Below are 11,993 nucleotides of genomic sequence, written 5' to 3' on the forward strand. Positions count from 1 at the left end.
CTCAATCCATCAGTGGAGGAAAATTCTTGAGTTTAAGAGAGTTAAACCAAATATTATTATTAGAAAAAGGAACGGGTTTTGAAAAATACAACAAAGGGAATGATTCGCTATAGATAAAACTTGTATATTTCCGTCAAAAAAAGTAAAATAGAGAGTATACTGAAAAAAACAAAGGAACGAAAAAAATTGAAAAATAAACGTCTACTCATGTTGTCAGGCATGGCCTTATCAACACTTCTTTTCTTATCTGGTTGTGTTCAAACTGATAAAAGCGGAAATCCTACAGGTCTCATTTGGGATTGGTTGGGACAACCAATGTCCAACTTGATTCGCTTCTTTGCAGAAGATCAAGCGCTAGGATTTGGTCTTTCTATTATCATCGTCACCTTATTGGTTCGATTCATCATCCTCCCATTGGGCATTTACCAATCTTGGAAAGCTGCTATCCAATCTGAGAAGATGAATTATCTCAAACCGATTCTAGGCCCAATACAGGAGCGCATGAAAAATGCAAGCTCTCAAGAAGAGCAACTTGCTGCGCAACAAGAGTATTTTGCAACTCAAAAACAATACGGTGTGAGCATGCTCGGCGGAATCGGTTGTTTGCCGATGCTGATTCAAATGCCATTCTTCTCTGCAATCTACTTTGCGGCTCGCCACACACCAGGAATTTCTGAAGCTACTTTCCTTGGTATTAATTTAGGTTCAACTAGCCTGATTTTGACAGTTGTTGCTGGTATTTTATACTATGCCCAATCGCTCTTAATGCAAGTCGGCATGGATGAAGAACAGAAAAAACAAATGAAAACCATGGCTCTGATGAACCCAATTATGATCATGATGTTCTCATTTGGGTCTCCTGCTGGAGTGACTCTCTACTGGGTTGTCGGTGGTCTCTTCGGTATTCTTCAACAAGCTATTACAAACTTTATTTTGAAACCTCGTATTCGTAAACAAGTAGAAGAGGAATTCAAAAATATCACAGTGTCAGCAACTCCTCGTAAAACAAAGGATGTTACTCCAACTGCTTCAGCAGTCATTGAAGGAAAAACAAACAATAAGAAGAAAAATCGTAATGCAGGAAAGCAACGGTCTAGAAAATAAACACTAAAAGATTGGGATTCCCAATCTTTTTTAGTACCTTCGTGAATAAAAAGAGAGAATCTTACGACTCTCTCCACACTATTATTTAGTTTTTTCAACTGCAAGAATTTTCACATCATAGCTACCTGCTGGTGTTTCAATTGTAGCTACATCCCCTGTCTTCTTACCAATCAAGGCTCTGCCAATTGGACTTTCGTTAGAAATTTTATTAGCAAAAGCATCAGCTCCAGCTGCACCGACAATATGGTAAACTTCTTCTTCTGACTCCCCAACTTCTTGAACAGTAACAGTTTTACCAATTGCTACTTCGTCTGCAGCAACAGCATCACTATTTACAATTTCAGCATAGCGAATCTTTGTTTCAATTGTTGAAATTTGACCTTCAACAAAAGCTTGTTCATCTTTTGCTGCCTCGTATTCAGAGTTCTCTGAAAGGTCACCATAAGAACGAGCAATTTTAATGCGTTCCACGATTTCTGGACGTCGAACGAGTTTTAATTCTTCTAACTCTTTTTCTAATTTTTCTTTTTCTTCCAAGGTCATTGGATATGTTTTTTCTGCCATTTTATTTTCCTTTTTCTTTTTTTCAAGAAAACAAAATTATGTGGTAAATCCACATAATTTTGTTTTAGTAAAAGCTAAGTTATTCTAAGTGTGCATTGACGTAATTAGCAACATTTTGATCATGCTCTTCAATCGTCTTTGCAAAGTAAACTGTTCCTGTTGTTACATCAGCTACAAAGTAAAGGTAGTCAGTTGTATTCGCATTAATAACAGCTTCAATTGCTGCCAAACTTGGACTATCAACTGGACCAGGCATCAAGCCTGTATTCCAATAGATATTGTATGGCGAATCAATAGATGTATCAATCGTTGTATCCTCAGCTAGAGTTGTCTCTTCACCAAGTTTTCCTTGTGCATAAAGAATCGCAATATTTGATTGTAAAGGCATTCCAGCATTTAAGCGATTAAAGAATACACTTGCAATGTTACGACGATCTTCGTCAGTTGAACCCTCTTTTTCAACAAGTGAGGCCAAGGTCAAGACTTCGTTTACAGTTAAGTTTTTAGCAGCAATCGCTTCATAATAAGGTTGAAGGCGAGCATCAGTAGTTGAAATCATATGTTCAACCAAATCTTCAATTGTTGTATCGTCATAATAGTCATAAACAGCTGGGAAAAGATAGCCTTCTAATCTATAGATAACACCACTATCTGCTGCAGGTAAACTTGCAAACAACTTCGGATAAGTAGCAACCATACGATCAATAAATTCTTGATTGGTTACCGTTGCCATAAACTCTTCACTAGTGAATGGAGTCTTATCTGATTTGTCGTCTGTTTTAGCATTTAGAGTAACTGCATTAGCTATTTGTGTTAAAGTATAGCCCTCTACAATTAAGACACTACCAGAGGCTTCTTTTTGAGCCGTTGCAGAACCGGTTTCTTGCAATGCTTTCGCAATGTCATCAACAGACATACTTTGTTTTAAATTATAGAAACCACTTTGATAATTATTATAGCTCTTTATTTTTGAATAATAATTAAAAACAGTAGCATTTTTTATTAGATCATTCTCAAAGAGAATGTTTGCAATTTCCTTAGTTGAAGATCCTTCCGGTATTTCTACTTGAATGGATTCAGTTGCCTGTGAATTTACAGGTTCCAAACTTGATTTCACCCAAAAGAAACCAAATGCACATGTTGCTAAGAAAAATACAACAACCAATGACATGATAACAGAAACAATTCGTTTAGCAGCCTTATCCTGTTTCTTACGTTTTTGTTTCTTAGGGCTATGCGTCGTGCGACGACTTGGTTGCACTTCTTCTGAACTTTCCGAATTCGAAATTTGACTATTAACAGCTGCTGGAGCTATCAATGTTGACTCTATCAATGTTGACTCTAATGGAACAATTTCTGTATCTCCAGTTAAGTTTGAAACATCTTCTTTTGGAAAATCAATAAAGGTTTCATCTAAAGAAGGTGAAACAACTAGCTCAACTTCAGGTGTCGTCTCAATCTGATTTGATACCGGTTCAACTTCTTCCTTCTCTTCCTTTTTAAACAACTGGTCGCCTAAAAGTTCTGGATTAGCTGAGATGAAGTTCCGAAGTTCTTCCATATTGCGTTCCACAGTATTTTGAAACTTTTCGTCTGGTTGTTCCCAATCGCTCTGGACATTATTCTGTCCAGATGTGTCTTCATTCTCTGTAACGTTATCTACAGCAGGAGTTTCATCTGCATTACCTTGAATAGCAACTGCATCACTCTCTGAAACTGGGGGTTCTGCCACTTCCTCGACTTCACTTGTCTCAAGAGAAGTTGGAAATACCAGATTGTTTTTTTCAATTAATGTCTCTTTTTCATCATCTTGTTTCGTATCAGAAGCGATAGTCCCGATTTCTTCAACAACCTTTTCTTTGACATCTGATAGTGTATCTACCGGTTGTCCTTGTAGGCGTTTAGCTTTCAATTCTTCGAGTTCGCGTAAAATTTGATCACGAAAACTTGAAGGCTGTGAATTGTTCTCATTTTCTTTTGTCACAATTCCACTCCTTTCACACAGTTACCATACATTATAACTTAAAGCATTTATAAATGCAAGAAATTCTTGCTATTACACCACGCTCTAAGTAAGAAGAAAAACAATCCATATCGTCTACTTATACTTGGATATATTTGTTTTGTTGATTAGAAGCAATGATTTCCGCTTTCTGAAATCGATGTTTTCATTAAACAGGTACACTGTATCACTGAACCTTCCAGTACATATCGTACCAGTTTGTGCCTCCAAACTGAGATTGAGATGGTCCTAAATCGCAAAATTGATTTCCCTCGTAGTATTTTATCAGATACTCCTTACAAGTAAGAGCAATTCCTTCAAATCCTCCTGAAACGGCCACTTCTTTTAAAGCAGCCAATAAAAGTGTTCCAACTCCCTGCCCCTTAAACTGATCAGAGACAACCAGACTAGCAATAGACAAATGATTTCCCACAGGCACCTTGTCCTCCTCTAGATAAAAAATATCATCTGAAACCACTGAAGATGATGTTGGACAAGCCAATAAAAATCCAGCAATTTCACTAGCCTGCTCCATGACTAGACAGGTACTCGGAAGGTATTGAAGGTACCGGCCTAAAACAGTAGCTGAAATCTGCTCCTCAGTTGAAAAATTTGCTTGTTCCAACTGAACAATCTGTTCTAAGTCCGATATTTGGGCAAAACGAATTTCCATAAATTTCCCCTTAAATAGCGGAAAAACAGGGGCTAAAAGCCTCCGTCTTCCACTTTATTGAACGTTATTTGTAAGGTTAGATAAGAGTCTTTCAAATGAGTACTCATATGACTGAATATCTCCTGCTCCCATAAATACATAGACAGCGTTGTCATGATCCAACAGCGGTGATGTATTTTCAACAGTAACTAAACCACCTTTTTTATTGATTTTAGCTGCCAAATCTTCGACCTTGACTTGACCATTATCTGTTTCACGCGCCGAACCATAAATTTGAGCAAGGTAAACTGCATCAGCTCCATTCAAAGCATCTGCAAATTCATCCAATAGAGCAATGGTGCGAGTAAAGGTATGTGGTTGGAAAATGGCAACCAATTCCTTGCTAGGATATTTCTGACGAGCAGCATCAATCGTTGCAATGATTTCAGTTGGATGATGGGCAAAATCATCAATAATGACTGTTTCATTAACCACTTTTTCAGTGAAGCGACGTTTGACTCCACCAAAAGTCTTCAAATGCTCTGCAACCAACTTCAAATCGAAACCAGCGACATACAGGGTAGCAATAACAGCTGTCGCATTCATCACATTATGCTTACCAAATGTCGGAATTTGGAATTCACCCAACTCTTCTTCGCCGTGACGAACCTTAAATTGTGATCCTGTAGTAGAAGGTTTGAGATCATAGGCAATAAAGTCATTATTTTCCTCTAAACCGTAGTAATAGATAGGAGCATTTGCTGTAATTCGACGAAGCTGTTCATCCTCACCATATACAAAGAGACCTTTTTTAACCTGTTTTGCATAATCATTGAAAGCGTTAAATACATCTTCAAGACTTGTAAAGTAATCTGGGTGGTCAAAGTCAATATTTGTGATAATGCTATACTCCGGATTGTAAGGCGCAAAATGACGTTCATATTCATCTGACTCAAATACAAAATACTGAGCATTTGCTGAACCACGGCCAGTACCATCACCAATCAGGAACGAGGTATCCGTAATATTACGCATAACATGCGCTAAGAGCCCTGTTGTTGAGGTCTTACCATGGGCACCTGCAACACCAAGACTTGTAAAGTCTTTCATAAATTCGCCCAAGAATTCATGGTAGCGTTTATAAGTGTATCCCTGCGCATCAGCGTAAGCAATCTCGACATTGTTATCCGGACGGAAAGCATTCCCAGCAATTAACTCAACATCAGCAGTAATATTGTTCTCATCGAATGGCAAAATTGGAATACCTGCTTGTTCCAGTCCTCTTTGGGTAAAGTAATATTTTTCTACGTCACTCCCCTGTACTTTGTGCCCCATTTGATGCAACATCAAAGCGAGTGCACTCATACCAGACCCTTTTATTCCAATAAAATGATAGACTTTAGACATTTCGTTCCTCTTCTATATGTGTTAAATTCAATTCCTGTGCAAGCTGGCGTTCACGCTGAACAGCTCGCTCCGGATAGTTGTATACTTGGCTTTTCCTTAAAAAATCATAGGAATTCTTTTTGACAGCTTGTTCTTGCTCACGATCTTCTTTCTTGAGCGAATAAACCATTGGCATATCTGCCAAGATATAATCCGTCTGTCGTAAATTGTTTGCAAGGCGAGTCAACTTATCAACAGTTTTCCCGTTACCTATATCAGGAGTCGCAATAATCGGACGTGTTTGCGATGGATGAATCGTTACTTTTTCATCCATCAAATAGCTAGCCGATCGTTTTTTCTTCAAGTCTTCTCTAGCCTGTTCACGGGCAATTTGTCCTTGTGTTTTGGCAACTGAGGATTTAGCCTTTAACATCTGCTGTTGTCGATTTTTGCGCGAATAATGACTCGGCTTAGCTTCAAAAAGTGGTGGTAACAATTCCTCTTCTGTATGACTAGTTCGACTTGATTGTACAGTAATAACTGGAGTTCCAGCTGAGGTGAAATCCTTATCTTGGTATGGACCTCTAATATTACTAATTAAATCACTTTCATCATACAAACTCATCATTGGAATTTCGCCAACTAACAACTCATTATCTGCAACTAATGGAAATCTTCTATCTTGTCGAATCATAAGCCGTTCCTTTCAAAGTTATATTATACCACAATTTTGTCAGTTTTCCTTATCCAGAATATGTCTCCCTATTGAATCCCTAAAATATCACGAATATCTTCCGCAGTCAATTGAGCACGGCTTTCATTTCCATCTAAAACAGTTTTCACAAGATTTTTCTTGTTTTCCTGTAATTCTTGAATTTTTTCTTCGATTGTTCCGCGAGTAATCATCCGATAACATTCAACTGCTTCTGTCTGCCCCATTCTATGGGCACGACTAATAGCTTGTGCTTCAACCGCTGGATTCCACCATAAGTCTACTAAAACGACCGTATCCGCTCCTGTCAAATTTAAACCGACACCTCCTGCTTTCAATGAAATAAGAAAGGCATCCCGACTTCCTGCATTAAATGCTTGAGTCATTTCCTGTCGTTGATTTGCAGGAGTTGACCCAGTTAAAGTATAGGATGTCAACCCAATTTCTTCCAGTTGAGATTCAATTTGCTCTAACATATTTCTAAACTGGGAGAAGATGAGTACTCGGCGATTCCCTTCTTTTAATTGAATGAATAGTTCCTTTAAACTGTTTAACTTGCCACTTTCCCCCTTGTAGGAATCCAAAAATAAGCTTGGAGTATCGCAAATTTGCCTTAATCGAGTGATTCCCGACAGTATTTCAATTTTACTTCGATTAATCTGTACATCGTCCACACCAACTATTTTTGACTGCATTTGTTGAAGTTGAGCTAGATAGAGAGCCTTTTGTTCATCAGTTAATTCATTCAGAACATTGACTTCAATTAAATCTGGTAACTCTCTGAGAACATCTTCCTTATGACGCCTCAACACAAATGGTTGTATCGTTCGAGCTAATTCTTTAGCTGTCATCTTACTAAAGGCTTGCTTATTGGGTAACAATCCTGGAAGAACGATTTGGAAAATAGACCATAACTCTGTTAAGTGATTTTCAATCGGTGTTCCAGATAAGGCAAAACAGTTCCCTACTTCAAATTCACGAAGTAATTGAGCAATTTTTGACTGTGCGTTTTTCATGACCTGAGCCTCATCCAAAATGAGGTAATCAAATCGTTCCTGCTTGTATAACTCTACATCCTGCCTAAAGGACGGATAAGATGTCACAACAATCTGATGTTCCGCTGCAATCAACTGTTCTCTTTGTTCTTTCGTTCCATGTACAACAGCTACATCGAGGCTTGGTGCAAAGCGATTGCACTCCTCCAACCAGTTATAAATCAAGCTAGACGGAGCCAAAATAAGAACTTTTGAATCCTTGTCCAGTCGACTGGTCAAGAATGCAATCGTCTGCAAAGTTTTTCCTAACCCCATGTCATCTGCCAAAATCCCACCAAACCCATAGGTATCCAACATAGATAGCCATTTAACGCCTGTCTGTTGATAATCCCTAAGAGAAGTGTTTACCTGCAAATGAGGCATCGGAAAACGATCCGGTTGCGCTAAATAAGTAGCCATTTCCTGAAATTCTTTAGAAAATCTGACCTGCTCAAATTCTGAAAAAGATTGTGCCAATTGATATCCAGCAAAGGCATTAAGGTGAATCTGTCCACCTTGTCCATGTTGAGCACGTAGATTGATAAGGGTTTGACTAATTTTCTTGGTTTCCTCATCAAAAACCAAAACTTTTCCACTGGAACTAGTGTAGTAGTCTTCTTGATTTAATAATGCCTGAATAGCCTGATCAATTTCAATCGGATCAACTCCGGACAAATCAAAAGAAATATCCAAAAGTGAACCATTACGAGTCACCTCTATTTGTGGCTTAGCTTCAATGAGTAAATCTTGAATATCATCTGATAAGACCACTTTCCCCATTTTTTGCAAAGCAGGTACTTGCTGACGGAAAAAAGGATATAACTCTGTTTGACTTAGCGAAGCCCTATAAGCCTTATACGTTCCATGAAAACCAGCCTGGTGAATTGTTTGAAAAACAGCCTCCAAGTGTTGGAAATGGCTCGCAAATGGCAATAGAGCTAATTCCTCTTCACTGCTTACCATTCTACCACCAAAGTTTAGCAGCAATTGCAAGCATAGTCGACCATCTGCTTCCATCTTAATGTAAAACTCTGGCTTAAAATCATGGATCCTAAACCGTTTTGGAGCTGACACACTACCAATCGTTTGCAAGTCTAATAAACTCAGTGCCAAGCGGTCTTGATCGCTAAAATCAACTTGGACTTTCTTTAGACCAGACTCTGTAGGAACCTGTTCTGAAATTTGGCGTATCAATTGTTCCTGCCAGCGATCGACACTGTAAATGATTCCATCTACTAAAAGATACCGTCCATAGAAAAGGGTACGATAGTTTTTTTCATGAACTATCATCTCAATCATATGTGTATGTACAGTGACCTCAAAATGAAACAATCCTGCCTCTTCCGACAAAGGAAAAACAAGCAAGGAATGATAGGTCTGGCTCTGATAGGAAAAAGTGAATTGTTCCAGTTGACCCAGCAATTCCAGCCCTTCTTCAAAATAGGCCTGAGGTAAGCGAAAATGTCTTCCAAAATGTATGAGAATATCTGAGTCCAATCCAACTTTCTCTGGTACCAAATTCCATAGAAAATCTAACAAAGCCTGACTAGGCTCATCAAAATTTTCATACGCAACCAGCTCATAATAATTTTTCCCAATTTGGTAATAACCATTAACCTTTACCAGACGCAAAAATGCACCAATATCTCTTACAATATAAGAACGACTATCTGGCAGACGGGAAATTTTCAAAGTCCAATCAATCTGACGATCAAAAGGCAACAAACTTCCTTCCACAGATAACTGATACTTAATCCCCATTTCTGGCTTTGGACGAAGAATCTCATCTAAAAACAGACCACCAAAATAGGTTCGACGAACGGTTTCTTTATGTTCATCCCCCTCTTCTTTCATGGATTGACTTATATCCTTGCCCGACGTATCATTTTTCAAGAAATACTCCGTGGCAGCTAAATGTTGGCAATAACCCTTGCTCTGGAATAATTGACAGCTACATTGTAAATCGCTATCCTCATCTCCATACACAAAGTGTTCTCCGGCAATATCAAGCTCCATTTTGCCATTCTTACTTTGAAGAACTGTCAATTGTCCAGCCTCGTATAAATCAATTCCTTCTTGGCGAATCCGCCCCGGCATCATACGACCCATTCAAGCTCCTTTACTCATTTCATAAAACAAATCTTTATCATTCCATTATAGCAGATTTTTAGGGAATCTTCTCCGACTAGGCATCAAAAAAACACCAGCTGTAAATCTGATGTTTCTAATGAATAGCTAAATAATAAATCGTTGCTTGCCACATTTTCAAGATTGTTTTTCCGCTTTTCCAAAGCCAAAATAGAGCAAACAACAAGAAAACAATTGCGACTACACCGTGAATCAAGCCTTTTCCTTCCAAGAAAAATATGAAAAAGAAGAAGGTCACACAAGTAAGCAAGGCAAAAAGTAAGACATGAATCAGAACTCCTAACCAACCTAGCCAATAGCGAATTCCAAGGAGAGGGTGTTTCCTTTCATCGAAGTCTGCTAGCCCAGTCAAAAACTCAACTAGCAACTCACCAAAAAATCCCATCTAGCCTTCCTATCTAGCCTGTCGATAATATTTGGTTCGTCGGACGAGGGTTTTAATCGCATGTAGGGATAGGAAGCTAAGGCCAATTGCACATAACAAAAAGAAGATGAAAAGCAAAACCGTAGGCTGTTCAAATCGATTATAGACCATGGTTGAACCACATGTAAAAGCAATAAAATAGGAAATCAAGGTCGCAAAAGCAACCCAAAGACAGGCGACCAAACCCAGCCAATAACGAAAACCGAATGGTTTATACTGACTATCTTCATAGAAAATGAAATAGTAGGCCAAGATCGAAAGCAATAGAAAGAATAATCGCCATATTGGAATTGATATCATACAATTTCCTCCTACTTTCATTCTAGCATATTTGTAAATGCTTGCAAAGAAAAAAGAGGTTGCCCTCTTTATTTCCGTTTCCGTGCAATCAAATGAATCGGTGTTCCTTCAAATACAAAGGCCTTACGGATTTGATTTTCCAAGAAACGCATGTAAGAAAAATGCATGAGTTCTTCTTCATTGACAAAGACCACAAATGTCGGTGGCTTGGTCGCAACTTGTGTCGCGTAGAAAATCTTGAGGCGTTTACCCTTATCAGTCGGTGTTGGATTGATAGCAATAGCATCCATGATGACATCGTTGAGAACAGCCGATGGAATACGGGTATTCTGGCTTTCACTAATGGCTTTAATCATCTCAGGCAACTTATTCAAACGTTGTTTAGTTAAAGCCGATACAAAGATAATCGGTGCATAGGACAAGTATTGGAATTGGTCACGAATGTCGTCTTCCCACTGCTTCATGGTATGGTTGTCTTTTTCAAGCGTATCCCACTTGTTGACCACGATAATCATTCCCTTGCCAGCTTCATGGGCAAAACCTGCGATGCGTTTGTCATACTCACGAATGCCTTCTTCTGCATTGATAACCATCAATATGACATCCGAGCGTTCAATGGCACGCATGGCACGCATAACAGAGTATTTCTCCGTATTTTCATAGACCTTACCAGACTTGCGCATCCCTGCGGTATCAATCATGGTAAATTCTTGACCTTCTGGGTCTGTAAAGTGTGTATCAATGGCATCACGAGTCGTTCCAGCTACTGGAGAAGCAATCACGCGCTCTTCACCCAAAATAGCATTAATCAAGCTGGATTTACCAACATTGGGACGACCAATCAAGCTGAACTTGATAATATCTGGATTTTCTTCTGCTTCCTGAGCTGGTAGGTTTTCAATGATGGCATCTAAGACATCCCCTGTTCCGATACCATGCACAGAAGATACTGGATAAGGATCTCCAAGACCGAGTGAATAGAAATCGTAGATGTCATTCCGCATTTCAGGGTTATCGACTTTATTGACAACCAAAATAACTGGTTTGTTTGTCTTATAAAGGATACGCGATACATACTCATCTGCATCTGTCACACCTTCCTTGCCTGATACAACAAAGACGATGACATCTGCTTCATCCATGGCAATCTCAGCCTGATGTTTGATTTGTTCCATGAAAGGTGCATCCACATCATCAATACCGCCTGTATCGATCAAGGAAAACTTACGATTCAGCCACTCACCAGTAGCATAAATACGGTCACGGGTCACACCTTCCACGTCTTCTACGATAGAAATGCGTTCCCCCGCAATACGGTTAAATAAGGTTGATTTACCAACGTTGGGACGTCCAACGATGGCAATAGTTGGTAGAGCCATAGCTCCTCCTCTTCTAATATAGTCGTTTTCGTTTATCTTTTATTACGTCGACGCATGAGGAAACTTCGTTTCCCTATCTCCAACTTCAAATAATGTCATCATTATTTGAACTCGCTTTGCCGTACTTTGCGTAAGAGGCTTGCTATCGCAAGTCTCATTTCCAGCCTTGTACAGTTCGCTAGACTGTACAAGCTGTCTGCAGCTTTTGACGTGAACTTGGTTCACTTTATCACCAACCTCAAACTGTCTCCCAGATAGTTTGAGCGAGTATAAAAGCAAACAAAAAGA

At 39.0% G+C, this 11,993-nt stretch carries 10 protein-coding genes; 1 reads left to right on the top strand and 9 read right to left on the bottom strand.

All coding sequences use genetic code 11. The features are described 5' to 3' along the window. Window positions 1-186 precede the first annotated feature (186 nt). Complete coding sequence (yidC, locus tag K6V43_RS03270) at window positions 187-1,104, top strand: membrane protein insertase YidC (RefSeq protein WP_222381635.1); 918 nt, start codon at window positions 187-189, stop codon at window positions 1,102-1,104. An 81-nt stretch (window positions 1,105-1,185) separates the two neighbouring features. Here the strand turns inward: yidC and greA are convergent, their stop codons facing one another. The 9 genes from greA to der all read right to left on the bottom strand — a co-directional run bounded on the left by greA (window position 1,186) and on the right by der (window position 11,705). Further along, a complete protein-coding gene (gene greA / locus K6V43_RS03275; RefSeq protein WP_222381638.1) occupies window positions 1,186-1,668 on the bottom strand; it encodes a transcription elongation factor GreA in 483 nt (160 codons plus the stop codon). Between the two features lie 79 nt (window positions 1,669-1,747). Then, complete coding sequence (gene mltG / locus K6V43_RS03280; protein ID WP_222381641.1) at window positions 1,748-3,652, bottom strand: endolytic transglycosylase MltG; 1,905 nt, start codon at window positions 3,650-3,652, stop codon at window positions 1,748-1,750. 205 nt (window positions 3,653-3,857) lie between these two features. Further along, window positions 3,858-4,343 (bottom strand): GNAT family N-acetyltransferase, encoded by a 486-nt coding sequence (locus K6V43_RS03285; protein WP_222381643.1) that lies wholly within the window; start codon window positions 4,341-4,343, stop codon window positions 3,858-3,860. 54 nt (window positions 4,344-4,397) lie between these two features. Then, complete coding sequence (gene murC, locus K6V43_RS03290; protein ID WP_222381646.1) at window positions 4,398-5,729, bottom strand: UDP-N-acetylmuramate--L-alanine ligase; 1,332 nt, start codon at window positions 5,727-5,729, stop codon at window positions 4,398-4,400. Then, window positions 5,722-6,402 (bottom strand): divisome accessory protein ZapJ, encoded by a 681-nt coding sequence (gene zapJ / locus K6V43_RS03295; RefSeq protein ID WP_024404200.1) that lies wholly within the window; start codon window positions 6,400-6,402, stop codon window positions 5,722-5,724. Before zapJ ends, murC begins: the two co-directional genes overlap by 8 nt. Before the next feature lie 68 nt (window positions 6,403-6,470). After that, a complete protein-coding gene (locus K6V43_RS03300) occupies window positions 6,471-9,563 on the bottom strand; it encodes a pilus expression-regulating Snf2 family helicase (RefSeq protein WP_222381648.1) in 3,093 nt (1,030 codons plus the stop codon). Window positions 9,564-9,678: 115 nt separating this feature from the next. After that, entirely contained in the window at window positions 9,679-9,987 is a 309-nt protein-coding gene (locus K6V43_RS03305; RefSeq protein WP_024404202.1) for a hypothetical protein, read from the bottom strand. Window positions 9,988-9,996: 9 nt separating this feature from the next. Beyond that, window positions 9,997-10,326 carry a hypothetical protein gene (locus K6V43_RS03310; RefSeq protein ID WP_029751045.1) on the bottom strand — a complete coding sequence of 110 codons (330 nt, stop codon included), beginning with the start codon at window positions 10,324-10,326 and terminating at the stop codon, window positions 9,997-9,999. A gap of 68 nt (window positions 10,327-10,394) precedes the next feature. Beyond that, window positions 10,395-11,705: a ribosome biogenesis GTPase Der gene (gene der / locus K6V43_RS03315; RefSeq protein ID WP_024391139.1), complete on the bottom strand. Its 1,311-nt coding sequence runs from the start codon at window positions 11,703-11,705 to the stop codon at window positions 10,395-10,397. Window positions 11,706-11,993: the final 288 nt, after the last annotated feature.

Origin of the sequence: Streptococcus suis, from assembly GCF_019794615.1 — a bacterium.
Lineage (GTDB): Bacteria > Bacillota > Bacilli > Lactobacillales > Streptococcaceae > Streptococcus > Streptococcus suis_AI.

Bases quoted from the DNA above. Each gene is read 5' to 3' on its own strand.
- greA (WP_222381638.1), bottom strand. From the start codon at position 1,668: ATGGCAGAAAAAACATATCCAATGACCTTGGAAGAAAAAGAAAAATTA.
- K6V43_RS03285 (WP_222381643.1), bottom strand. From the start codon at position 4,343: ATGGAAATTCGTTTTGCCCAAATATCGGACTTAGAACAGATTGTTCAG.
- murC (WP_222381646.1), bottom strand. From the start codon at position 5,729: ATGTCTAAAGTCTATCATTTTATTGGAATAAAAGGGTCTGGTATGAGT.
- zapJ (WP_024404200.1), bottom strand. From the start codon at position 6,402: ATGATTCGACAAGATAGAAGATTTCCATTAGTTGCAGATAATGAGTTG.
- K6V43_RS03300 (WP_222381648.1), bottom strand. From the start codon at position 9,563: ATGGGTCGTATGATGCCGGGGCGGATTCGCCAAGAAGGAATTGATTTA.
- K6V43_RS03305 (WP_024404202.1), bottom strand. From the start codon at position 9,987: ATGGGATTTTTTGGTGAGTTGCTAGTTGAGTTTTTGACTGGGCTAGCA.
- K6V43_RS03310 (WP_029751045.1), bottom strand. From the start codon at position 10,326: ATGATATCAATTCCAATATGGCGATTATTCTTTCTATTGCTTTCGATC.
- der (WP_024391139.1), bottom strand. From the start codon at position 11,705: ATGGCTCTACCAACTATTGCCATCGTTGGACGTCCCAACGTTGGTAAA.